Source organism: Neobittarella massiliensis (ex Bilen et al. 2018) (assembly GCF_014269355.1).
GTDB lineage: Bacteria > Bacillota > Clostridia > Oscillospirales > Ruminococcaceae > Neobittarella > Neobittarella massiliensis.
This window is the reverse complement of record NZ_JACOGI010000001.1, coordinates 1974608-1999176: the sequence shown is the minus strand read 5'-3', so window position 1 is coordinate 1999176 and position 24569 is coordinate 1974608. Positions and strand designations below refer to the sequence as shown.

General features: G+C 60.5%; 21 protein-coding genes and 1 pseudogene. 17 read left to right on the top strand and 5 right to left on the bottom strand.

All coding sequences use genetic code 11. The annotated features are described in order from the left end of the window. Window positions 1–141: 141 nt before the first annotated feature. The 10 genes and pseudogenes from H8K20_RS09070 to H8K20_RS09030 all read left to right on the top strand — a co-directional run bounded on the left by H8K20_RS09070 (window position 142) and on the right by H8K20_RS09030 (window position 9354). On the top strand, window positions 142–1074 hold the full coding sequence (locus H8K20_RS09070) for a carbohydrate kinase family protein (RefSeq protein WP_186488167.1): 933 nt from the start codon (window positions 142–144) through the stop codon (window positions 1072–1074). A gap of 4 nt (window positions 1075–1078) precedes the next feature. Beyond that, window positions 1079–2215 (top strand): SIS domain-containing protein, encoded by a 1137-nt coding sequence (locus H8K20_RS09065; RefSeq protein ID WP_186488166.1) that lies wholly within the window; start codon window positions 1079–1081, stop codon window positions 2213–2215. Continuing rightward, window positions 2212–3015: a BtpA/SgcQ family protein gene (locus H8K20_RS09060; protein ID WP_186488165.1), complete on the top strand. Its 804-nt coding sequence runs from the start codon at window positions 2212–2214 to the stop codon at window positions 3013–3015. Before H8K20_RS09065 ends, H8K20_RS09060 begins: the two co-directional genes overlap by 4 nt. 246 nt (window positions 3016–3261) lie before the next feature. Beyond that, on the top strand, window positions 3262–4338 hold the full coding sequence (locus H8K20_RS09055) for a BMP family lipoprotein (RefSeq protein WP_186488164.1): 1077 nt from the start codon (window positions 3262–3264) through the stop codon (window positions 4336–4338). A gap of 153 nt (window positions 4339–4491) precedes the next feature. Beyond that, window positions 4492–5139 (top strand): HAD family hydrolase, encoded by a 648-nt coding sequence (locus H8K20_RS09050; RefSeq protein ID WP_186488163.1) that lies wholly within the window; start codon window positions 4492–4494, stop codon window positions 5137–5139. A 290-nt stretch (window positions 5140–5429) separates the two neighbouring features. Beyond that, window positions 5430–6440 (top strand): PfkB family carbohydrate kinase, encoded by a 1011-nt coding sequence (locus H8K20_RS09045; protein ID WP_207721480.1) that lies wholly within the window; start codon window positions 5430–5432, stop codon window positions 6438–6440. Then, a complete protein-coding gene (locus H8K20_RS14235; protein WP_186488161.1) occupies window positions 6437–7345 on the top strand; it encodes a PfkB family carbohydrate kinase in 909 nt (302 codons plus the stop codon). Before H8K20_RS09045 ends, H8K20_RS14235 begins: the two co-directional genes overlap by 4 nt. A gap of 158 nt (window positions 7346–7503) precedes the next feature. Further along, window positions 7504–8238: an elongation factor P 5-aminopentanone reductase gene (gene ymfI, locus H8K20_RS09035; protein ID WP_154867828.1), complete on the top strand. Its 735-nt coding sequence runs from the start codon at window positions 7504–7506 to the stop codon at window positions 8236–8238. A gap of 168 nt (window positions 8239–8406) precedes the next feature. Next, window positions 8407–8544 (top strand): annotated as a pseudogene (locus H8K20_RS14320) (RING finger protein); the annotation flags it as partial. 129 nt (window positions 8545–8673) lie between these two features. Then, window positions 8674–9354 carry a hypothetical protein gene (locus tag H8K20_RS09030; protein ID WP_243206202.1) on the top strand — a complete coding sequence of 227 codons (681 nt, stop codon included), beginning with the start codon at window positions 8674–8676 and terminating at the stop codon, window positions 9352–9354. 82 nt (window positions 9355–9436) lie between these two features. On the opposite strand, the gene H8K20_RS14055 is transcribed toward H8K20_RS09030, so the two are convergent. The 5 genes from H8K20_RS14055 to rnhA all read right to left on the bottom strand — a co-directional run bounded on the left by H8K20_RS14055 (window position 9437) and on the right by rnhA (window position 13754). After that, the gene (locus H8K20_RS14055; protein WP_279287441.1) at window positions 9437–9565 is read right to left on the bottom strand and encodes a hypothetical protein; all 129 of its coding nucleotides are present in this window, start codon (window positions 9563–9565) and stop codon (window positions 9437–9439) included. A 547-nt stretch (window positions 9566–10112) separates the two neighbouring features. Beyond that, window positions 10113–11198 carry a tRNA 2-thiouridine(34) synthase MnmA gene (gene mnmA, locus H8K20_RS09025; RefSeq protein ID WP_186488159.1) on the bottom strand — a complete coding sequence of 362 codons (1086 nt, stop codon included), beginning with the start codon at window positions 11196–11198 and terminating at the stop codon, window positions 10113–10115. Then, entirely contained in the window at window positions 11185–11607 is a 423-nt protein-coding gene (nifU, locus tag H8K20_RS09020; RefSeq protein ID WP_105204961.1) for a Fe-S cluster assembly scaffold protein NifU, read from the bottom strand. The genes mnmA and nifU overlap by 14 nt, the downstream gene beginning before the upstream one ends. Before the next feature lie 63 nt (window positions 11608–11670). After that, complete coding sequence (gene nifS / locus H8K20_RS09015) at window positions 11671–12867, bottom strand: cysteine desulfurase NifS (protein WP_186488158.1); 1197 nt, start codon at window positions 12865–12867, stop codon at window positions 11671–11673. Window positions 12868–13301: 434 nt separating this feature from the next. Continuing rightward, window positions 13302–13754 (bottom strand): ribonuclease HI, encoded by a 453-nt coding sequence (gene rnhA, locus H8K20_RS09010; protein WP_186488157.1) that lies wholly within the window; start codon window positions 13752–13754, stop codon window positions 13302–13304. 430 nt (window positions 13755–14184) lie between these two features. Here rnhA and H8K20_RS09005 point away from each other — a divergent pair, with 430 nt between their 5' ends. The 7 genes from H8K20_RS09005 (at window position 14185) to ftsH (ending at window position 24394) form a co-directional block, all read left to right on the top strand. After that, window positions 14185–16152 (top strand): ribonuclease J, encoded by a 1968-nt coding sequence (locus H8K20_RS09005; protein WP_186488156.1) that lies wholly within the window; start codon window positions 14185–14187, stop codon window positions 16150–16152. A 91-nt stretch (window positions 16153–16243) separates the two neighbouring features. After that, a complete protein-coding gene (locus H8K20_RS09000; protein ID WP_186488155.1) occupies window positions 16244–18217 on the top strand; it encodes a DHH family phosphoesterase in 1974 nt (657 codons plus the stop codon). 87 nt (window positions 18218–18304) lie between these two features. Then, entirely contained in the window at window positions 18305–18751 is a 447-nt protein-coding gene (gene rplI, locus H8K20_RS08995; protein ID WP_186488154.1) for a 50S ribosomal protein L9, read from the top strand. Window positions 18752–18830: 79 nt separating this feature from the next. Continuing rightward, entirely contained in the window at window positions 18831–20183 is a 1353-nt protein-coding gene (dnaB, locus tag H8K20_RS08990) for a replicative DNA helicase (RefSeq protein WP_105204955.1), read from the top strand. After that, complete coding sequence (gene tilS / locus H8K20_RS08985; RefSeq protein ID WP_186488153.1) at window positions 20170–21570, top strand: tRNA lysidine(34) synthetase TilS; 1401 nt, start codon at window positions 20170–20172, stop codon at window positions 21568–21570. Before dnaB ends, tilS begins: the two co-directional genes overlap by 14 nt. Further along, window positions 21570–22115, top strand: coding sequence for a hypoxanthine phosphoribosyltransferase (gene hpt / locus H8K20_RS08980; protein WP_105204953.1), 546 nt, complete (start codon window positions 21570–21572; stop codon window positions 22113–22115). Before tilS ends, hpt begins: the two co-directional genes overlap by 1 nt. A 320-nt stretch (window positions 22116–22435) precedes the next feature. After that, window positions 22436–24394: an ATP-dependent zinc metalloprotease FtsH gene (gene ftsH, locus H8K20_RS08975; protein ID WP_407938508.1), complete on the top strand. Its 1959-nt coding sequence runs from the start codon at window positions 22436–22438 to the stop codon at window positions 24392–24394. The last annotated feature ends 175 nt before the right edge of the window (window positions 24395–24569 follow it).

Here is a 24569-nt window from a genome sequence, read left to right as displayed (position 1 = left end):
TTGGGCAGATTGCATGTAGATCGGTAGATAAATACACAAAAATAGAGCTCCCATAACGGGAGCGGTGAAAAAGTGAGAGGTTTACAGGGCCTCTCTTTTTTTGTGCTAGAATAGAGGCAAACAACAAGAGGGGGGATCTGATTGGCTGGACAGATCGACATCGTGGTGGCGGGCAACATCACCATCGATGATATGGTATTGCCCGATGGCCGCACCCAGATGGCAGTGACCGGTGGCGACGTGCTGTATGCGGCACTGGCAGCCCGCCTGTGGGGCGGCAGCGTGGGGATGCTCTCGCGTATCGGCAGCGACTTTCCCGAAGAGAATTTGCAGCGCTGTGCCGCCCAGGGGCTCGATATTACAGGCATGGTGCGCTGTGTGGGGCCCAGTATCCGCAATTGGATCGTCTACGAATACGATGGGCGCCGCACCTTTATCGACCGGGTAGAGGGGCGCATGGCGGCATTATCTCCCGGCTGGGACGATGTGCCCGACCAATACCGGCGGGCAGAGGCGGTGTTTTTGGCGGCCATGTGTATCGAGAGCCAGTTAGAGCTGGCCCAAAACTTTAAGGCCGCCGGCGCCACCGTGCTGCTGGACCCCTACGAGCAGGATGCCAGTGACAAGCGGGAGCTGGTGTACCGGGCTCTGGCCCACACCGATATCTTTTTGCCCAGCGAGGAAGAGGTGCGCCGACTGACCGGCCAGAACGCGCCTGATTTTGAAACGGCGGCCCGGCACTTTGCCGATTATGGCCCCCATACGGTGGTCATCAAACTGGGGGACCGGGGCGCGCTCATCTACCAGAAACGCGGGGACCGCATCACCTATCTGCCCTGTGTAGAGCGGGTGCAGGTGGTAGATGTGACCGGTGCCGGCGACAGCTTTGGCGGCGGTTTTACCGCCGGATGGCAGCAGACAGGCAGTGCTGCAGAGGCGGCGCTGCGGGGGACCGTGTCCTCCTCTATCGCCATCGAGGCGTTCGGTTCGGTGCCGCTGCTGCAGGCCACCGGCGAACAGGCGGCGCAGCGGCTGGCCGCCCTGCGCCGACAGATACAAAAGACAGGAGCGTGAAGACATGACCGAACGCAATGACATCGGGGTGATGATCGAGGAGATCGAGGCCACCCCGCAAATGGTGGCCGACAAGCTGCCAGAATTTATGGCCGAACTGCAGCGGCGGTCGCCGCTGTTTGAGGGCCGGCACTACACCAAAGTATACGCCGTGGGGTGCGGCGACTCGCTGTACGCCGCCCAGGCCGCCCAGTACGCCTTTATGAAAAATACCGGGTTGCCCTGCCAGGCCTGCGAGGCGCTGGAGTTCTGCCGCTACGATGTGGACTATATGCCAGCTGGGGCCCTGGTACTGGTCATCTCCTATTCGGGGACGGTGGCCCGCACCGTCGAGTGTGCGCGGATGGCCAAGAGAGCGGGGGCCACGGTGGTGGCCATCACCGGCAAAGAGCGGGGCGCGTTGGCGCAGACCTGCGGCGAGGCGGTGGTCTACCACATCGACTCCCGCGGGTTTGCACCGGGGACCATCTCCTTCTCGGCCTCGCTGCTCATGCTGTACGCCTGCTCGGTGGCACTCGGCCGGGCAAACGGCTATCTCACACCGGATGCTGCCGCTGCTCAGCATGCGCAGCTGGCCGCGCTGCCGGCGGTTTTGCGGTCGGCGCTCGCGGTCGGCCGCGCCCCGGCGCTGGCCGCCGCCGAGCGGTATACTGGCCTGAAAGATTTCACCATCATCGGTGCGGGGCCCAATCTGGCCATCGCCCACTACGGGGCTGCCAAGCTCATCGAGGGGGGCGAGATCTCCGGCACTCCCCAGGAGCTGGAAGAATGGGCCCATATCCAGTATTTCACCACCCAGCAGCGTGACTGTGTGGTGGTGATCGCTCCGGCTGGGCGGTGCTGCAGCCGGGCGGCCGAGCTGCTGGCCGAGATGCGCTTTTTGGGCTGCGGCAGCGTACTGGTGGGCACTGGTGATGCCGGTGACCTGCCGGCCGACTTTGCCCTGCTGGCCGAGGATGGGGTCGACGAGGTGTACACGCCGCTGGTCACCGGGCTACTGTGTGCGCTGTTTGCCTACAGCTTGTCGCTGGCCAGCGGCAAACAGACCTACGACTTCCCCAGTCAGCAGATAGAAGAGGAGCACTACCGCACCATCCACCACAGCGCCTTTCGCCCTGAAGCTGAGGAGGTGGCTCCATGAGTGTGCTGACCCAGTTGCAAAAAGGCGGCTTTTCCATCGGTGTGTTGCACCTGCCGCCGTTCCCCACCAGCCTGCGGCGCGACCGCTGGCCGCTGGAGCGGGTGATCGACTACGCCGTAGAGGGGGCCCGGCGCATGCAGCTTGCCGGTATCTCTTCGGTGCTGCTGCAAAACGTGGGCGACGAGCCCACCCATCTGCAGGCGCCGCCGCAGACGGTGGCCTATATGTCCATCGTGGGGCGAGAAGTGAAAAAGGTGTTGGATATCCCGCTGGGCATCACACTGCTCGATCACGATGGCGCCGCTCCGATCGCCGTGGCCAAAGCGGTGGGCGCCGACTATGTGCGCATCAAGACCTATGTGGGCGCTATGGTAAAAATGACCGGTCTGCTGCAGGGCTGCTACTATGAGACCATCCGCAGCCGGCGGGAGCTGGGGGCCGAACAGGTCGATATCCTGGCCGATATCTTCGACCGGGAGGGGACCCCTTTGGGGGCGCGCGATTTTGGCGAGATGGCCACCTTCGCCGTAAAGAGCTGTATGGCCGACGGACTGATCCTGACCGGCAAGTCGACCGCCGAGACCAGCCAGATCCTGCAGGAGGTGCGGCACTGTCATCTGGGTGTGCCGCTGCTCATCGGCGGCGGGGTCAATGGGCAAAACGCCGCCGAAATGCGCCAGCTGGCCCAGGGCTTTATTGTGGGCGGCTGCTTAAAAGAAGACCCCGACGACGATTTTTCCCCCATAGCTGCCGACAGCTGCCGGCAGCTATCCCGGCTGCTGCGGGGTGGGCTGGAGTAGCTGATCGGCGGGGCACCGTCTTACATGTCACATGCAAGTGCTGCCTGACGGGGCTGTGCGAACTGGAAAAAGACTGACGCCCGATAGGTAAAAATAGCGGTGTCGGTAGGTATTCTTGGATGTTTATGTTATACATATAGTATATTTAATCTATAAAAATACGTTTTTCGAGGAGTATCGACGAGCTCCCGTGCGGATATCGTCACAACTGCTCGAATAGGCCTTAAACAGAGAGGAGCTTTCCCCATGAAAAGAGTTCTTGCGGCAGTATTGGCACTGGCAGTGGCGGCTGGCGGCACCCTGACCGGTTGTGGAGAAAAAGAAAAGACCGGCAAAAAAGACGAGAAGATGAGCGCTGCCTTTATCTGTGCCAACTTGGGCGATAAATCTTTTAATGACATCGCCTGGGAGGGCTTTAAAAAAGCCGAGACAGAGCTGGGCATGGATATCAAGGTGGTGGAGTACGGGGCCGAAAAATCGAAGATGGAGCCGGCCCTGGTCGATGTGGCGGAAAAGTACGATATCGTGGCTTTTGAGGGCGGTGAGTTCACCGAAATATTGGAAAAGCATTACGAGGAGTTCCCCGACACCAAATTTGTGGGCTTTGATATCGACCCCACCTACCAGGTGAAGATGCCCAACTATTTCGCCATCAACTACATGCAAAATCAGGGCGACTACCTGGCTGGTGCACTGGCGGCCAAAATGTCGCAGACCGGTGTGATCGGCTTTGTCGGCGGGGCCGAGGTGGTCGTCATCAACGACTTTTTGCTGGGCTATGTCGAGGGCGCTCAGCACGCCGATGCCAATGTCAAAGTGGCCACCGCCTACATCGGCGACTTTGTCAACTCGCCCAAGGCCAAAGAGCTCACCCAGGTGCAGATGACTCAGGGGGCCGATGTGCTGCACCAGGTGGCGGGTGCCGCCGGGCTGGGGCTGTTTGAGGCCTGCGCCGAAAAGACCGGCATCTGGGCAATCGGCGTCGACGCCGACCAGCGGGAGTACTTCGCCGAGTCTAACCAAAAGGTGGCCGATGTCATCCTCACCTCCATGCTCAAGCGCAACGACATCGCTATCTTCAACATTTTAAAAGAGACCGCTGAGGGTAAGGCCCAGTACGGCACGCTCAAGCGCTGGGGCGTAAAAGAGGGGGTCACCGTCATCGTCAAAAACGATTTCTACCGGCAAAACGTCCCCCAGGAGACCCAGGCGTACATCGACGAGCTCGAGGGCCAGATCGCCGCGGGAGAGATCACCATGGATACCGCCTACGGCATGCAACAGGAACAGTTCATCTCCATCCGCGAGTCGGTCAAACCTTAGCAAACAGCTCTCCCTTCTCTTTTTGCAACTATTCTGCACGAAAGGCAGCCCGCAGTCAGTCGGCTGCCTTTGTGCTTTTTCATAAAATGTGCTACACTGCACACAGAAAAACGCTCTGCCCGGCTTTTGACCGGCGCGAAAAAGGAGGATACGATGGCTAAAAAAGCAGTACTCTTCGATCTGGATGGGACACTGTGGGACTCCACCGCCGAGACCACCCGCGCCTGGAACCAGACCTTTGCCAAGTGCAGCGATCTGCCCGGCTTTGAGATGACCGTACAGACTATGGCCGGCCTGATGGGTAAAACCACGGCCGAGATCGCCGCCTGCCTGCTGCCACAGCTGCCGCTCTCGCGTGCAGTCGAGGTGATACAGCTGTGCTGCGCCGAGGAGAACGCCCAGCTGCTGCGCCACGGGGGCAAATTGTACTCGGGGGTACAGGAACTGTTTGTACAGCTGGCGCAGCTTGGTGGGGTGTACATCGTCAGCAACTGCGAGACCGGTTATATCGAGGCATTTTTACAGTATTACCGGGCGCTGCAGCCGCTGGTCGACGGCTTTTTGTGCGCCGGCGAGACCGGCCGCCCCAAAGGCGAGAACATCACCGCCCTGTGTGCGCGCCACCACATAGACAGCGCCATATATGCGGGCGATACCCAGAGTGATCTGGACGCTGCCCTTTTCGCCGGGCTGCCGTTTATCCACGCCGCCTACGGCTTCGGCACGGTCGACCGCCCCGTCCCCACGGCCCGCACTCCGCTGGATATCCTCCCTTTGGCCGAGCGGCTACTGGCGCAGTAACCGCAGCTGTCAAACGGATGGTCCTGCAGCGCTCTTATATAAAAGGCCCGGTGCGCTCTGCCGCCGGGCCTTTTGGCTTTTATATCGGCGCTGCGGGTCCGTATGCCGCTTACCCTGATAATACCGGGTTTTATGACCGGGCAATACGCCAAAAATAAGCGGTGGAATTCTCTGTCCCGCTCATAGAAAATAGACTGTACAGGTGGTAAGATAAAACAAACTACTGTGCAGCTGTGCAGCAAAAGGTCGGTGGTGTTGCCAAAGTGCCCCTGTCGGGCGCAGGGCCCCAGGTGCTGCTCGGTCCGCTGTACGGCCATAAAAACTGGGAGGATGTGGAGAAATTGGGCACACCGGTCAAACTCATCGTCACCGGCAATATGACCATCGACGATATCGTGCTGCCAGACGGCCGCACGCGCATGGGCCTGCCGGGCGGCAATGCGCTGTACGCCAGCATGGCCGCCTCGCTGTGGAGCGACGGGGTCGCGATCCTCACGCGCAAAACGCCGGGGTACCCCCCGCAAAACATCCAAAAGATCGCCGGCATGGGGATCTGTACCGATGGGATGGCCCCCTTTGACCGGCAGACCATGCGGATCTGGCAGATCTACGAGTCCGACGGACGCCGCACCAGCATACAGCGCAACCTGGTCGTGGGCGGGATGGAGAGCTACTCGCCGCTGCCGGCCGATATTCCGCAAAGCTACAGGCGGCCCTCGGTGCAGGCAGTGCTGCTCTGCGCTATGCGCGCCGAGAACCAGTACCAGCTGGCTGCCGATTTTGCCGGCCGCGGGGTGCCGGTGCTGCTAGACCCGCCAGAGGTAGAGCAGGAGCACGAGCGGCAGCGGCTGCTCACAGCGCTGCAGTACGTAGATGTGTTTTTGCCCAGCTTGCAGGAGGTCGAGGAGATATTGGGTCACGGGCAGCTGCATCGGGCCGCCCGTCAGTTTGCCCGGTACGGCCCCCGATACGTGGTCATCAAGCTGGGGCAGGAGGGGTGCCTGGTGTACCGTCGGCAAGACGACAGCTTTGTGTCGCTGCCCTGCTATAATACCCGCGCAGTCGATGCCACCGGTGCCGGCGACTCGTTTGGCGGCGGCTTTTTGGCCGGCTATGCCGCCACCGGCGGCGATGTGCTGGCCGCCGCATGTCAGGCCACGGTCACCGCCTCGTTTGCCGTGGAGGATTACAGCTACGGCGGGCTGCTGCGCACCGGCAGCCCACAGGCCACACAGCGCCTGCAGGTATACAGGCAGCAAAACAGCGGCCGGCAGTTCGGCCGGGAGGAGGACAGCGAGTGAACAAGACCGACCTGGTGATCGCGGGCAACATCACTATCGACGACATGGTCATGGCCGACGGCACCAAGCATTTGGGGGCCACCGGCGGCGACGTGCTGTACGCCGCTCTGGCCGCCCGGCTGTGGGGCGTGCGGGTGGGGATGCTCTCCCGCTTGGGGGAGGATTTCCCGCAAGAAAATCTGGTGCGCTGCCAAGATGCAGGGCTGGATATCTCGGGCATGCCGTATTATCCCGGGCCGGGGGTGCGCAACTGGGTGATCTACCACCCCGACGGCCGGCGCGATTTCGAGGGCCGGGTGCCTGGTCTCATCGAGTATCTTTCGCCGTCGGTCGCCGATATCCCGCCCCACTACGAGAGCGCCGATATCTGCTTTGTGGCGGCCATGCCCATCGAGAGCCAGCTGGAGCTGGCCCGCCACTTTTCCGAGCAGGGCAAAACAGTGGTGTTTGACCCCTACGAGGTGCACTGCACCGAAAAGCCCCAGCTGGTGGAGGAGACGCTGCGCTACACGGCGGTGTTTTTGCCCAGCGAGGTAGAGGTGCGGCGCCTGCGCGGCGATGTGCCGTTTGAGCAGGCAGCCAGAGAGTTTGCCGCCCTGGGGCCCAATTGGGTGGTCATCAAGTTGGGGGGCAGCGGGTGTCTGGTGTACAGCCGCCAGACAGATAGCTGTACCTATCTGCCCAGCTATCGGCAGGCGCGCGTGGTCGATACCACCGGCGCCGGCGACGCTTTTGGCGGCGGGCTCTGTGCGGGTCTGGCCCAGGGGAAAGATATGTGCACCGCCGCGCTGATGGGCACGGCTACAGCCTCTATCGCCATCGAGGATTTTGGTTCGACGCCGCTGCTCGCGCGCGCTCCACAAGAGGCCCGGCAGCGGCTGGAGGACCTGTTGCGGCAGAGATGAGCGGGGGCAGCTGCCTTTTTAAATAGCTGTACCTGTGTTAAAATAGCGGCAGGGCCCTAGCTGGCCCCGCCGCCTTTTTTGTGTGATGCGGCACCTGTAAAAACAGAATGCCGCGGCCAAAAGTGCCGGCGGCGTGGTCGTCAGGAGGAAATAGATAGATGGATAAGACCGTACTAGTTACCGGTGGGTCGCGGGGCATCGGGGCGGCCACGGCCCTGCTGTTTGGCAAAAAGGGCTATCGGGTGGCTATCAACTACTGCCAGTCGCCCGACCGGGCGCAACAGGTAAAACAACAGATCGAGGCCATCGGCGGCACCGCCGCCTGCTTTGGCGCCGATGTAGCCGATAAAAAACAGGTGCAGACGCTGTTTGCAGCGGTCGAAAAAGAACTGGGACCGGTAGATGTGCTGGTAAACAATGCCGCCGTTGCCCGTCAAGAACTGTTTCAGCAGGTATCAGAGGGCGATTACCGGCGTATGATGGGGGTCAATCTAGACGGGGCGGTGTTTTGCTGTCAACGGGCGCTCCCCCACATGATCGGCAGGCAGTGGGGCAAGATCGTCAACCTCTCCTCGGTGTGGGGGCTGGCCGGCGCCTCTTGCGAAGTGGTGTACGCCACCACCAAAGCGGCGCTCATTGGGCTCACCAAGTCGCTGGCGAAAGAGCTGGGCCCCAGCGGTATCCAGGTAAACTGCGTGGCGCCCGGCGTCATCGATACCGAGATGAACGGCAATCTGTCACCGCAGGACCTGCAAGAGCTGGCTGATGAGACCCCGCTCTGCCGGTTGGGCACCCCGCAGGATGTGGCCAACTGCATCCTGTTTTTGTGCAGCGACGAGGCGTCTTTCGTCACCGGCCAGGTGCTCAGCCCCGGGGGGGGCTTCTACCTGTAATCGTAACCATCTGCCTGGCCGGGCGGCCGGGGCTGGCTTGTCCTCAACTGAGCAAAACGCCGAGAGCGGGGCGTCGGCGTTTGGTGCAAACAGAGATGTTTGTCGAATTTATACAACTTCTCTTTTTTTACTGCAGAAAATCGCATCAAAAGAAAAAGTGTGCACAAGATGAGGAGAAGCCAAATGGATACTGCAGATTTGCGCATATGCCCATACTGTAAACAGCCGGTTAAGGAGGGTCAGGAAAAGATCACCTGTACGGTGTGTGGAGCGTGCTACCACACACCGTGCTGGCAGCAGCACGGCGGCTGCATGAACCACCACCCGGCCACTAATGAAAATGGTGCATTAGTGGATGTACAGGCACAGGGAGGCGAAACGTCCGGGGAGGGAAACTCGGATGCCTCTTTGCCCGATGTGCCGCCAGCGGCGGATATGTCGGCAGATACGAGCGGAAATATCGTGCAGGACCGCGCCGAGCCCGGCAGAGAACCGGCAGATATATTGGCGGTGCCGTATGCCCCGCCGGAAGCTGCCAGCGCGGTAGCAGTGCGCCCCAAGAAAAAAGTGGGACTCATCTGCCTGATCGTGGCGGCCGCGGTGCTGATCGTAGGCAGTATCGCCGGCTATTTTATCTACCAGAATATCCAGGAGAAAAAGCGGGAAGAGGCGATCGCTACCTACCGCCAAGATGCAAAAACCTTCTGTGACGACATGTTGCTCACCGGTACGCAGATGGAGGATGTGGGCAATGCACTGCTGGATTATTGGGGTACCTATGTCTCGGGTACCAGGTATTATAACGGCCACTATATGGGCGATGTCGATGACGCTGTTCTCGCCGCCCAAACAGAACAGAGCGCCACTATATCACAGCTGCAAAATGACGCGACAAAGCGGGAGCAGCAGTACAAAAAGCTGCTGAAACTGCCGGTGGAAGACAACAGCGAATTACAGGATATAAAACAGGCGGCGAAGGAGCTGTACGAGACATATCAGGACATGTACAGCTGCGTGATCGATGTCTCGGGTAACTACATCAACTTTAAGAGCGATCTGAAAGATGTCGACGATCGACTGGTCAAAAAATATAAGGCGCTAAAAGAACTTCTGTGACCGAATCAGTTGCACACACAAAAAAGGAGCACGCGGCAGCGTGCTCCTTTTTATAGCGCATTTCATAGCAACGGGCAAATAGCTACTGCAATTTGGTGCCCACAAAGCCCAATATTACAAAAAAGGCGACGATGACCAGTGTCATGATCAGTACCTTTTTGACAGAGGGCTTATTCTGATTGTCGTTGTTCATATTCATCTGCAGGTTCATACACAGTCCTCCCGGTTAAAAGCGGGCTATACTAATGGGCTATAAAACAGCTGACAGTTAAAAAAATATCTGGCAGCAACTGGTGCCCGCCCGCCGCAAACACATCTTATCACCAGTATAGAGTATAGCACAACTTCTGCCGCCCGAATAGCAGATGAGCAGGTCCGATTCAGCATAGCCGGTCAAACAAAAGAAATGCAAAAGAACCCAGTCCCGTGCGCCGTGGCCGGCGTAAATAGCACCCGTAGCTGCGTTGTTCTTACCACTTGTACACCGTGCCTGTCGTGGATTACCTGTTCCTGATTCAAGAGCTTTGCGCATGCCACCTAACAGAAAATGGAACACGAAATTTGGAGACATATAGGGACGTGCCCCGTATTACGAGCCAAATTTGTAACCAGCTGATCAGAATGTTTCTGCGCGACCTGTACAGCCAGGAGAGCAGCCCTCGGCCTGGAAGTTTGCAGGTGCCGCGCTGGCGGCAGGAGGGGCGGTGCCCCGACAGGCGAACTTCCGCATTGTCGTGCTGCTCGGCCAGTGGAACAGACTAGCTATTTACCAGCTGATCGGAGTGTTTCTGCGCGACAATGATGCCCCCCCCGATCACCAGCCCATCCCGGTACAGCACGGCCGACTGCCCGGGCGCCGGTGCCCGCTGCGGTGTGTCAAATAACACCGCGATCTGCCCATCTTCATTTTGTATGGTACAGGGGCAGGGGCGGGCCACCGAGCGGATCTTCACCTGACAGCGGGTGCCGTCGGCCAGATCTTGCTCATCGGCACAGCACACGTCCCGCAGCGCGACCTGCCGGTCAAATTCCTCGCCACTCTCACACAGGTACACCCCGCCGTCAACCGGGTCGATACGGCGCACGAATACCGGTCGCCCCAGCGCAATACCCAGGCCTTTGCGCTGGCCTACCGTATAGTGCAAAATACCTTGGTGGGGAGCTACCGGGCTGCCGTCCGGACCAAAAAAGTAGCCGCTTTTGCCCGGACCGCACCGACGGGTGATATAGCCGGCGTAGTCGTTGTCGCTGATAAAACAGTTCTCCTGGCTGTCGGGCTTAGAAAAGCTGGGCAGCCCGGCCTCTTTTACCAGCTGGCGGATCTCACTTTTCTGGTAATGGGCCAGCGGCAACAACAGGTGCGACAGGATATCCTGCCCCAACCGGTACAGCATGTACGACTGGTCCCGCTGCAGGCTGTCGGCCTGGGCAAAATACCAGCGGCCATTTTGCCGCCGAATATCTGCATAGTGGCCGGTGGCGATGTAGTCATAGTCCCTATCGAGCATCAGCTGGTAGAGGTATTTAAATTTCACGGTGGGGTTACAGCGCACGCAGGGGTTGGGGGTCTCGCCGGCTAAATAGCTCTGGCAAAAGTAGTCGATGACCTCTTTTTCAAAAACGTCCTGCAGGTCCAGCACTTCAATAGGCACACCAAAAAATTCGGCTACCTGGCGGGCGTCGGCCACCGCCTGATCGTGCTCCGGCGACATGCGAAACACCACGCCGCCCACCTGGTATCCCGCCTTTTGCAGCAGATAGACACAAGCGGAGGAGTCCACTCCTCCGCTCATGGCTACCAGCACGCGCTCTGTCCGGTCGGTATTCTGGTCAGTGGCAGGCATCGCAATCCTCGATCGCGCCCACGATGGGGGTGGGGTCTACACCCTGCTTGCGGTAATAGTCGGCCAGCGCCGCCTTTACCGCCTGCTCGGCCAGTACCGAGCAGTGGATCTTGGCCGGGGGCAGACCGTCCAGCGCCTCGATGACCGCCTTGTTCGACAGCTGCAGCGCGTCGTCGATCGACTTGCCCTTGATCATCTCGGTGGCGATAGAGCTGGTGGCAATAGCCGCCCCGCAACCGAAAGTCTTAAACTTTACGTCGCTGATGATGCCGTCATCGATCTTTAAATACATCTTCATGATGTCGCCGCATTTGGCGTTGCCCACTTCGCCCACACCGTCGGCGTTTTCCAGTTCACCCACGTTGCGGGGGTTCGAGAAGTGGTCGAGTACTTTATCCGAATAGAGCATGGTTAAAAACCACCTTTCAAAATATCAAATATGCAGATCTTTGCAGGCCGCGCATAAAACCTTTTAGGCACCGGCCTGTTCCTCTTTTACGATCTTCTCCCACAGCGGGCTCATGGCGCGCAACCGCTCGATGACCGGGGGGATGGAGGAGATGATATAGTCGGCATCCTCCGCGGTGATGTCCTCGGCCAGCGACAGCCGCAGCGAGCCGTGGGCCACATCGTGGCTGAGACCCAGCGACAAGAGCACATGGCTGGGGTCCAGCGAGCCGGAGGTGCAGGCCGAGCCGGAGGAGGCGGCGATGCCCGCCAGGTCCAACATCAGCAGCAGGCTCTCGCCCTCAACGCCCTCAAACGAGATGTTGATGGTGCCCGGCAGCCGCTGGGTGGGGTGGCCGTTGAGACGGGTGTGGGGCAGCTTTAGGGTCTCGGCGATGATCTTATCGCGCAGCGGTACCAAATGGTCGCGCTTTTTGGCAATCGCGCCCGGCGCGCAGGCCAGCTCGATGGCCCGGCCCATCCCCACGATCGAGGCCACGTTTTCGGTGCCGGCCCGGTGGCCGCCCTCCTGGCCGCCGCCGTCTAAAAAGTTTTCGATGCGCACACCGCTGCGGATGTACAGTGCACCCACCCCTTTAGGACCGTGGAATTTGTGGGCCGAAAGCGACAGCATGTCGATGTTCTGTGCCTGCACATCTATCTCCACATTGCCCACCGCCTGCACCGCGTCGGTGTGAAACAGCACCCCAGCCTGGCGGCACACAGCGCCGATCTCGGCAATGGGCAGTACGGTACCGATCTCGTTGTTGGCGTACATGATCGATACCAGCGCCGTGTCGGGGCGAATGGCGGCTTTTACGTCCTCGGCGGTGAGCAGGCCGTTTTCATCCACCGGCAGGTAGGTGACCTCCATCCCCAGTTTTTCAAGTTTCTGGGTGGTATGCAGCACGGCGTGGTGCTCAAATACAGTGGTGATCACGTGCTTTTTGCCCTTTTTATAAAGGGCCATAGCCGCGCCTTTGATGGCCCAGTTGTCGGCCTCCGAGCCGCAGCCGGTAAAGTAGATCTCGCGCGGCTTGCAGTGCAGCGCGTCAGCTACCTGCCGGCGGGCCTCCTCGATGGCCGCCAGCGCCCGCCGCCCCTTCTCATAAATGCTGGAGGGGTTGCCGTATTCCCCTTCTAAATAGGGGAGCATCGCCTCCAGCACCGGCTGACTCACCGGGGTGGTGGCGGCGTTGTCAGCGTATATAAATTTTTTCATACGACTTCACTTCGCTTTCTGCAATTTTAGCTGCCGTTTACCGGCAGCGCCGTATCATAAAAATCGTGTCTGGGCAGCCTTGTTATCGGCTGCAACACTAATATACACTAAAATAGTAGGAATTACAAGTTCTTATGGGAAATTTTTTCGGCCATCTTCTGTCCCGAACCGGTAGCTGGGGCAGTTGTGGCCGCGTATAGCGGGTGAGCCCCCTACAGCATGTGCGGCCGCACAGGGCGATATGCAGGCTACTTTGCCCACGCGGGGCAGCGCTTAGCAAAGTCCGGCAGCACAGCACAAAATAGGGGGGTGCTCAGCGGTGGCGTCGCTTCTGCCGGTCACCGCAATACCGCATCGATCCACTGCAAAAAAGGGGGGCGCGCAGGTGCTCTCGCTGTGCGCTGCCCTGATCGCCCTTAAAAACATTCGAATTTTTAGCCGATATATTTTTTGGATTGTTCTACGGCAAGCTGGTCGCAGCGCTCGTTCTCCGGGTGCCCGGCGTGGCCCTTGACCCAGTGCAGCTGCACCTGGTGGCGCTCCATCAGGTCCAGTATCTGCTGCCACAGATCGGGGTTCAGGGCCGGCTTGCCGTCGCCTTTTTTCCAGCCGCGCTTCTTCCAAGAGACGGCCCAGCCCTTTTGCACCCCGTCGATAAAATACTTCGAGTCGCTGTACAGTTCCACCCGGCAGGGCTCCTTCAGCGCCGAGAGCGCCGAGATGACCGCTGTCAGCTCCATGCGGTTGTTGGTGGTGTGTTGCTCGCCGCCGGCCAGCTCTCTGGTAGTCTCGCCGTAGCGCAATATGGCCCCCCAGCCGCCCGGACCGGGGTTGCCGCTGCAGGCGCCGTCGGTAAATATCTGCACAGTTTTTTTTGTCTCAGCCATGGGTGTGCTCCTATCTATATATCTACAGCTGCGCAACAGTACAGCGCACAGCGTGCATGTTCTCGCTAGCAGGCGGTGTGCGCCAATGTCACACCGCCTATCAGTATAGAGGAAAATCTCCCCACTCACAAGTACCGGTGCACAAAATGGCCGCCGCGCGCATAGAGCCGCCGCGGTGCCGGGCATACTGCCAGCGGAAGGTGGCCCTCCTGGTCACAGAGTTGACATTGCCTGCAGAAACGTTTAGTATTGTATTATCTATTGTTGTACGGATTTCTCAGCATTCAGCACGCAATGTGCACTTATCGGATACGGAAATAGAAAATTATTATACGGCCCGCCGCTGCCACGTTGCGCGGTCATGGGCTTGGTCCGAGTTGCCGCAAAATGCCCAGTCAGGGCAGTGGGCAGCTCATTTATGGAGGAAATTATGCCAACCAACAGCGACAATCAAAAACCGCAAGGGACCGTAAGAGCCCCCCAGCAGAGAACAGCTCAGTCCGGCGCCAGACCGGGGGCCGGTAAAGGGGCGCCGCGCCGCCGCCGGCCCGCCCCCAAAAAACCGACTGCCGCCCAGCAGGCTGCGGCCAAAGCAGCGGCCCCCGCCGCAGTAAAAGAGCAACCGGCTCAGTCCACCCAGCCTACTCAGCCCACCCAGCCCACTGCTAAGCAGTCGGCCGATGGCGCCAACAAAAAGAAGTTCCGTTTCCAGAGCCGCCGCGGAAAAGGCGGCCAAAAGGTACTGCCCATCCGCATCGTCCCCCTGGGCGGCCTGCACGAGGTGGGCAAAAATATGACCCTGATCGAGTACGGCGAAGACATCGTGGTGATCGATTGCGGCATGACTTTCCCCGATAACGACATGCTGGGCGTCGACGTGGTGATCCCCGACTTCGCCTATGCCATGGAAAATAAAAAGCGGCTGCGCGGCATCGTGCTCACCCACGGCCACGAGGACCATATCGGCGCACTGCCCTACTTTTTGCGCCAGCTCAACCTGCCGCTGTACGGCACGCCGCTGACGCTGGGCCTGGTCGAGGGCAAGTTAGAGGAGCACCGCCTGCTCGAAAAGAGCAAGCTGCACAAGGTGGCCCCCGGCGACGTGGTCACTTTCGGCAAGATCAAGGTGGAATTTATCCGCGTCAACCACTCCATCCCCGATGCGGTGGCGCTGGCCATCCACACCCCGGCGGGCACGCTGGTGCACACCGGCGACTTTAAGATCGACTACGACCCGGTCGACGGACAGATGATCGATCTGCCCCGCTTTGCCGAGCTGGGGCGCGAAGGCGTGCTGGCTCTGCTCATGGACTCCACCAACGCCGAGCGCCCGGGCATGACCCCGTCGGAGCGCAGTGTGGGCCAGGCTTTCGAGACGCTGTTTCAAAAGGCTGACGGCAAGCGCATCATCATCGCCAGCTTCGCCTCCAACATCCACCGTGTACAGCAGATCATCGACTACGCCAAAAAGCACCGCCGCAAGGTAGTCGTCAGCGGCCGCAGCATGGAAAACGTCACCGCTAAAGCCATTGAACTGGGCTACCTGAAGGTGGGTAAAAACCAGATGATCGAGCTGGCCGACGCCGGCAAATACCCGCCGGAAAAACTGGTCATCATCACCACCGGCAGTCAGGGCGAGCCCATGGCCGCTCTATCGCGGATGGCCAACGGCACCCACCGGCAGATATCGGTCACCGCGCAAGACTTTATCATCATCTCCGCCCGCCCCATCCCCGGCAACGAAAAGCATGTGGGCAGAGTCATCAACGAACTGCTCAAACTGGGGGCCGAGGTCATCTACGAAGACATGTACGCCGTGCACGTCTCCGGTCACGCCTGTCAGGGCGAGCTCAAGACCATGCTGGCGCTGACCAAGCCCAAGTACTTCTTCCCGGTCCACGGCGAGTACAAGCACCTGGTGAAAAATGCCGGTCTGGGCCGCAGTATGGGCATTAAAAACGACCATATCATCATGGGCGAAAACGGCCATGTAGTCGAGCTGAGCGAGCGCGGCGTCAAGCAGGATGAGGTGGTCACCGCCGGCAAGGTGATGGTCGACGGCCTGGGCGTCGGCGACGTGGGCAGCATGGTGCTGCGCGACCGCCGCCGCCTGTCGCAAGACGGGCTGATGACCATCGTCATCACCATGGACTCCCACACCGGCGAAGTGCTGGCCGGGCCGGATATCGTCTCCCGCGGTTTTGTGTACGTGCGGGAATCCGAGCAGCTGATGCGCGACGCCAAAGCAGTCATCAACAAAACGCTGCAAAAATGCCTGGCCGAGGAACACCGCGACTGGGCCGAGATCAAACTCTCGATCCGGGAGGCGCTGTCCATCTTCCTCTGGCAAAAGACTAAGCGCAGCCCCATGATCCTGCCCATCATCATGGAAGTGTAAGATACCCGGTCTATAGCGGCCTGCGCGGCCGCCCACTCAGATAAAGAGGGGGCTTTTGCCCGGGGCGTGTCCCGGCAAGGAAAACGGTACTATGAAGCGATATTTTAGCAGCTTTTCACCTATTTTATACGGCCTGATCATCTTCTGCACCGCCTTTTGTATCATGGCGGGCTTTATCCACCCCGCCTTTTTGGCGGTGGCGGTGGCGGTCTCGCTGGCGGCGCTGGGCTACACGCTGTGGTCTATCGCCAAACTGCGCAAAAAGACCTTTGCCGTCATCGATGCAGCGGTGGGCGGGCTCGACAGCGGCAAGCGGCCGGCCATCAGCAACACCCCGTTGCCGGTGGCCATCACCGAGCCCGGCGGCGAGGTGCTGTGGTACAACGATCTGTTTGCTCAGCTGTTTCCCAAAAAGGGCCAGCTCTACGGCGAGGACGCCACCCGGCTGGTGCAGGGTCTCAACATGGAAAAGGCCCGCACCCCGGTAGGCAGCGAAGTGAACCTGCAGGGCCGCTATTTCACCGCCTTTTTGGCCGAGGCCGGCAGTGAGGAAGAGCACGTGCTGCTGCTCTACCTGGTCGAGATCACCAAGCTCAAGCAGGACTCTATCGAGTTTGGCCTGTCGCGCCCAGCGGTGCTCACCCTGCTGGTCGACAACTACGACGATGTGCTGCAGTCCTATAAAGACAGCGAAAAGGCCCGTATCACCGGCGAGGTGGAGCGGTGCTTGGAAAACTACATCGGGCAGACCACCGGTATCCTCATCAAGGTCTCCAACCGCAAGTTCTACGCGGTGGTGGAGTACCGCCACATGCGCAAGTTCATCGACGAGCGCTTTGCCGTGCTCGACCGCATCCGCAAAATACTGGTCGACGGCAAGATCCCCATCACTCTGTCTATCGGCGTGGGCATGCTGCCCGACACGCTCAGCGAGAACATGAAGAATTCCAGCCACTCGCTGGACATGGCGCTGGGCCGCGGCGGCGACCAGGCGGCGGTCAAGACCATCAACGGCTACGACTTTTTCGGCGGCGTCTCAAAAGGGGTCGAAAAGCGCACCAAGGTACGCGCCCGCATCATCGCCTCGGCTCTCAAAGAGCTGTGTCAGGGCAGCGAGCAGATCTTCATCATGGGCCACAAGTTCTCCGACCTCGACAGCGTCGGCTCCTCGGTGGGGCTGTGCCGGGCCCTGCGCATGCTGGGCTGCCACGCCTTTGCCGTTATCGACTACGACACCACCCTCTCCCAGCCACTGGTGGCCCGCATTCAGGAGGCCGATCAGGGCGATATCTTTATCGACGCCGACAGCGCCCAGGAGACGGTGGACAAAAACACTTTGGTCATCGTTATGGACACCCACGCCCAGAACATGGTGGACCGCCCGCAGCTGGTGGACCGTGCCGGGGCGGTGGTGGTCATCGACCACCACCGCAAGCGGGTGGACTACATACAGGGGGCGGTGCTCTTTTACCACGAGCCCTATGCCTCCTCCACCAGCGAGATGGTCTCCGAATTGCTGGGCTACCTCAACGAGGACGACCGCATCGAGCAGGTTTTTGCCGAGGCGCTGCTGTCTGGCATCGTGCTCGACACCAAGAATTTCGCCGTCAAGACCGGTGTCAAGACCTTCGAGGCAGCGGCCTACCTGCGCTCGCTGGGGGCCGATACAGTCGAGGTCAAACGGCTCTTCTCCTCCTCGATGGAGGCGTTTCGCAGCCGCACTGCCATCGTCACCAGCGCCAAGATCTATCATCAGTGTGCCATCGCTGTGGCGCAGGAGGATGTGGACGATATGCGGGTGGTGGCCGCCCAGGCCGCCGACGAACTGCTGGAGATCAGCGATGTAAAGGCGTCGTTCGTGCTGTTTTCCCAGGGCAGTCAGGTAAATATCTCGGCGCGCTCCATGGGCCAGCTCAACGTGCAGGTGATCTTAGAGAGCCTGGGCGGCGGCGGCCACCACACTATGGCCGGCGCCCAACTGCGCGAGACCAGTCTCGAGGCGGCGGTGGATATGCTCAAGCAGTCCATCGACATGTACTACAAAAATAACCATATTGCCGACTAGATACCCAACTAAACGCAATATATAAACAAAATATTACCATTTGTATAATATTGCCGCTGCTGGCGGCAGGATAGGAGCGTTACGCAGATGCAGGTGATTTTAAAGGCAGACGTTAAAGGGACCGGCAAAGCCGGCGAGCTGGTAAAGGTGTCCGACGGGTACGCCCGCAATTTCCTCTTTCCCAAAAAACTGGCGATAGAGGCCGATGCCGCTGCCCTCAACGACCTGAAGAACAAGCAGGCCGCTCAGGAGCACCACGTGCAGGAGGAGATCGCCGAGAACCGGGCTATGGCTCAGAAGATCGACGGCAAAACGGTGGTGGTCAAGGCCAAGGCCGGCAAAGAGGGCAAGCTTTTCGGCTCGGTCACCGGCAAAGAGATCGCCGCCGAGATAAACACCCAGTTCGGGGTGTCTGTCGACAAGCGCAAGATCAAGCTGGATACCGCCATCAAGGCCTTTGGCAGCTACAGCGCAGTAGTGCGTTTTACCCACTCGGTAGAGGCCAAAATGAGCGTACAGGTGACTGAGCTGTAAAAACGGCGAGCGAGCAGACTGGGCATTGCCCGGTCTGTAGCTGTGTAGGGGCCGGAGCGGCCACAACGGAGGTGAGGAGATGGAAAACTACGGGACCGATGCCTACGGGCTGGGTCTGCCCTACAGCCTGGAGGCCGAGCAGTCGGTACTGGGCGGCATACTGCTCGACCCCAACTGTCTAAACGGGGTCATCGACCGGCTGCGGCCCGAGCAGTTTTATAACCCCCAACATCAGGAGATCTACCGCTGTGTAGTGCGCATGTTCACCACCGGTGAACCCATCGATTTCGTCACCCTTCTCGATGAGGTGTGCAGCCAAAATATCTTCGAGAGCAAAGAGCAGGCCAAGGTCTACCTGACCACCATCGCCCAAACGGTGCCGTCGCTCTCGAACATGGATACCTACGCCTCGATCATCGAGGAAAAATTCATGCTGCGCAACCTGCTCAGCACCGCACGCGAGATCATCGACGATACCACCAGCGGCGGCCACGACCCGGCTATGCTGCTGGATGCCGCCGAGCAGAAGATCTTCGACATCCGCCAGGGGCGCAGCGTACAGGGCCCTCAGCGCATCGACAAAATCATCATCGATACCTTCGATAGCCTGCAGCAGATCTCCGGCTCCGACAAGCAGGAGTTCACCGGCCTGTCCACCGGCTTTAGCGGGGTAGACCACCTGATCTACGGCCTCAACAAGTCCGACCTCATCTTGCTGGCCGCCCGCCCGGCCATGGGTAAGACCGCCTTTGCCCTCAACCTGGCCACCAACGTGGCCAACCGCAGCGACAAGGCGGTGTGTATCTTCTCACTCGAGATGTCTAAAGAGCAGCTGGTCTCCCGCGTGCTGTCCAGCGAGGCCTCGGTCTCATCGGCCGCCTTCCGCACCGGCGATCTCACCCCGCAGGAGTGGGCAAGCCTGGTCACCACCGCCGAGCGGCTCTCTAAAAAAGAGATCTATATCGACGACTCGTCGGCCATCACCATCCCCGAGATGAAAGCCCGCCTGCGGCGCATCAAAAACCTGGGCCTGGTGGTCATCGACTACCTGCAGCTGATGACCTCCGGCAAGCGTATCGAGAGCCGCGTGGCCGAGGTGTCAGACATGACGAGAAACTTAAAGATCATGGCCAAGGAGCTGGATGTGCCCATCATCACGCTGTCCCAGCTCTCCCGCGGCCCCGAGAGCCGGCCGGACAAGCGGCCAATGCTCTCGGATCTGCGCGAGTCGGGCTCTATCGAGCAGGACGCCGACATCGTCATGTTCCTCTACCGCGACGCCTACTACAACCGCGACAGCGAGGAGCAGAACGTGGCCGAGTGCATCGTGGCCAAAAACCGCCACGGCGAGGTGGACACTGTCAAGCTGGGCTGGGATGGCGAGCACACCCGTTTCTCCTCGCTGGAGACCTACCGCGATGCCCCGTTCTAGCGCGCTCGAGCAGATAGCCGCCGACACCGCCGCCCGCTGGCAGATGTTGCCGCCGGGCACGTCGGTGGTGGCGGCAGTGTCCGGCGGGGCCGATTCTATGGCCCTGCTGCAGCTGCTGCTGGAACTGGCGCCGGCCCGCCGTCTGCAGGTCACCGCCGCCCACCTCAACCACTGCTTGCGGGGGCCGGAGTCCGACCGCGACGAGCAGTTCGTGACCGCGTGGTGTGCCGCCGCCGGGGTCGACTGCGTCACCCGCCGGGCCGACGTTGCCGGTCTCAGCCGCCGCAGCGGCCAGTCGCTGGAAGAGGCGGCCCGCACCCTGCGCTACGACTTTCTGTACCAGGTGGCGGCCGAGCGCGGGGCGGTGCTGGCCACCGCCCACACCGCCACCGACAACTTCGAGACCGCCCTGTTTCGCCTGGCCCGGGGCACCGGCCTCGGCGGTCTGTGCGGTATCCCGCCGGTGCGCGGCTTCCGCTGGCAGGGCTATACCGGCCGGCTGGTGCGCCCGCTCATCGAGGTCAGCCGCCGGCAGGTAGAGGACTACTGCCAGCGCCGCCAGCTGCCCTACATCACCGACAGCACCAACCTGCAGCCGGTGTACAGCCGCAACCGGCTGCGGCTGCAGGTGTTGCCGGTACTGCGGTCGCTCAACAGCGCGCTGGAACAGAGCTTTGTCAAAACGGCCCGCCACCTGGGCCAGGATCAGGACTATCTGTGTGCCCAGGCCGAGGCCCTGTATCGGCAGCTGGCCGGCGGCTCTGCCGGCCCGTCGCTCGATGCCGCCGGCCTGCTGGCGGCCCATCCGGCCCTGGCGGCCAGAGTGGCGGCCCGCTTCTTAAAAGAGCAGGACCTGCCCGCCGGCGAAGCCGAGATCCAAAAGCTGTTGTCTGCCGCCGCCGGCACAAAGCAGCAGCTCACTGCCAATACTTTTTTGTGTCTGCAGGGCACACAGCTGTGTCTGTACCGGCCGCCGGCACCGGCTGCACCCATCCCCGCCCAGCCGGTAGCGGTGGGCAAAATGTATAGTATCGGTCAAAAAAAGCTAATGGTATGTGTGCTAAGTCAGGAAAAATATGGGGCGGAGAAGAAAATTAACAAAAAATTCTTCATAAATTTTATGGACTATGATAAGATATGTAATGCTCTGGCCTTGCGCAGCCGGCAGCCGGGCGACCGGATCCATCTGGCCGGGCGGGGCGTGGGTAAGACTGTAAAAAAACTGCTGAACGAGCAGAAGGTGCCCAGTGCCGAGCGCTGCCACCTGCCGCTCCTGGCAGACCAAAAGGGCGTCGTCTGCCTGCCGGGCATCGGTATCGACAGCCGGGTGGCGGTAGACGAAAAGACCAAAAACATAGCAGCTGTGTATTATGGGGAGGACTTCTGATGAAAAACGACGTGCTGAAGGTGCTGCTCACCGAAGAGCAGATCCACGAGAGAGTGGCCGAACTGGGCGCGCAGATCGCCAAAGATTATGCAGATAAAAATCTGCTGCTGGTCAGCGTGCTTAAGGGCTCGGTCGCCTTTATGGCCGACCTGATGCGGGCCATCGATATCCCGCTGGCCATCGACTTTATGGCTGTGTCCAGCTACGGCTCGGGTGTAAAAACCTCCGGCGTGGTTAAGATAATCAAAGACCTGGAGATCGACCTCACCGGCCGCGATCTGCTCATCGTCGAGGACATTCTCGACAGCGGCATGACCCTCAGCTACATCATCGACATGCTCGAGACCAGAAATCCCAACAGCGTGCGCATCTGCACCCTGCTGGATAAGCCCGAGCGCCACCAGGTAGACGTGCCGGTAGAGTACATCGGTTTCACCGTGCCCGACGAATTCGTCATCGGCTACGGCCTCGATTACGACGAGCGCTACCGCAACCTGCCCTATATCGGCGTACTCAAACCCGAAGTCTACGAGAGCGCCGAGTAAAACACCGGTAGTTTTTGCGCGCCGCGCCCCGCAGGGCCCCGGCGCCGCCGACCGGCTCTCGGCGTCTGCGCGCCGGGGGCCGGTCTCTATAAAAAGCAGCCGCCCTGCGGCTGTACCGCATACCGAGTTTTTTGATGAGCGCGCGCCGGCTGCCGCCATCGGTGCCCCGCACCTGATAAGGTGGGCAGTATTGTGCGCGCCCTGATAAAAGTTTTCCCCTCGCCGCCTGCCGGCGGCGATCCCCCCACCGAGCGCACAGCGCGCCGACGTATGACCGAGCGGACAGGCGAGCAGCCGGCCCGACTTTGAGGAGTGAAGCCATTTTGAATAAGAAAAGAGGCAGAGGTGCGGGCCTTGGCATCTATCTGCTGTTGCTGCTGGTACTCATCGGCAGCGCATTTTACCTGCTGAATATGAAGTCCAGCGACGCTCTATCCTATCAGGACGTGCTGGGCTACTTCGACAAGAACCGGGTCGAGGAGTACTCGCTCGACTTCGGCACTGGCGAACTGAAGATGAAACTGCGGGGCCAGCAACAGGTAGTCGAGTACAAGGTCCCCAACGTGCAGCTGTTCATCAACCACACCGAAGAAAAGGTGCTGGCCTATAACGAGGAGAATCCTGGCAATCCCATCACCTACGACTACAAGCCCGAAGTGGTGGCTCCCTGGTGGGTGAGCATGCTGCCCTCGCTGCTGCTCATCGGCGGCATGGTGTTCCTCTGGATCTTCATGATGCGCCAGTCCGGCAGCGGCGGCGGAAAAATGTCCTCTTTCGGCAAGGCCAAGATCAAGCAACAGCCCGCCGACGGCCAAAAGGTCACCTTTGAAGATGTGGCCGGCGCCGACGAGGAAAAAGAAGAGCTCAAAGAAGTGGTGGAGTTTTTGCGCAATCCGGGCCAGTTCTCGGCCCTGGGCGCCCGCATCCCCAAAGGCGTGCTGCTCATCGGCCCTCCGGGCACCGGTAAAACGCTGCTGGCCAAAGCCGTCGCCGGCGAGGCAAAGGTGCCGTTTTTCTCCATCTCCGGCTCTGACTTTGTCGAGATGTTCGTCGGCGTGGGCGCATCCCGCGTGCGCGACCTGTTCGACCAGGCCAAAAAAGCGGCCCCCAGCATCGTCTTTATCGACGAGATCGACGCCGTCGGCCGCCAGCGCGGCGCCGGCCTGGGCGGCGGCAACGACGAGCGCGAGCAGACGCTCAACCAGCTGCTCGTCGAGCTCGACGGCTTTGGCGCCAACGAGGGCGTCATCGTCATCGCCGCCACCAACCGCCGCGACGTACTCGACCCGGCGCTGCTGCGCCCCGGCCGTTTCGACCGCGAGGTGTATGTGGGCTACCCCGACATCAAGGGCCGCGAAGAGGTGCTCAAGGTGCACGCCCGCGGCAAGCCGCTGGGCCCCGATGTAGACCTGGGCGTCATCGCCAAGACCACCGCCGGCTTTACCGGCGCCGACCTGGCCAACCTGCTAAACGAGGCGGCCCTGCTGGCGGCCCGTCGGCACAAAAAGGCTATAACCGACGACGATATCCAAGAGGCCACCATCAAGGTGGTGGCGGGCCCCGAGAAAAAGAGCAAGGTGGTATCGCCCAAAGAGCGCAGGCTCACCGCCTACCACGAGGCTGGGCACGCCATCGTCACCCACTACTGCCAGTACCAGGACCCGGTGCACCAGATCTCTATCATTCCCCGCGGGATGGCCGGCGGCTACACCATGAGCCTGCCCAAAGAGGACCGCAGCTACAAGACCCGCAGCCAGATGTTTGAGGACATCGTCACCCTGCTGGGCGGCCGGGTGGCCGAGCAGCTCATCCTCGACGATATCTCCACCGGCGCCTCCAACGATATCGAGCGCGCCACCAGTATCGCCCGGGCCATGGTCACCCGCTACGGCTTCAGCGAGAAGCTGGGCCCCATCGTCTACGGCACCGACCAGGAAGAGGTATTCCTGGGCCGCGACCTGGGTCAGGCCCGCAACTACTCCGAGGGCATAGCCACCCAGATCGACGCCGAGATGCGCGCCATCATCGACCGCGCCTACGAGCAGGCCAAGACCATCCTCCAGCAGCATATGGATAAGCTGCACCAGGTGGCCGGCGTGCTGCTGGAATACGAAAAGGTCGACGGCGACACCTTCGCCAAGCTCATGGACGGCGAGAGCACCCTCGAGGGTGCCGACAGCGCCCCGCAGCTGGCTGGCGCCGCCGATAGCGACACCGGCATCGATGTCGACCGCGATCTGGGCGGCCACCTCGACAGCGGCGACGTGCCCCAGACCTGATAGCCGCTCTATAAATACCACGCCTTTTAAGCGCTCGCGCCAATGCGGGCGTTTTTTGGTGCCGGGGCCCATCTGCCCGGGGCCCGGTTTTGCATTTTTTGCAAAAGATGGGTATAATGCTAAATGTATGCGGCTGCGCTCCCCAGCGCCGCCGAGCCCCCAAAAACAGGCGATC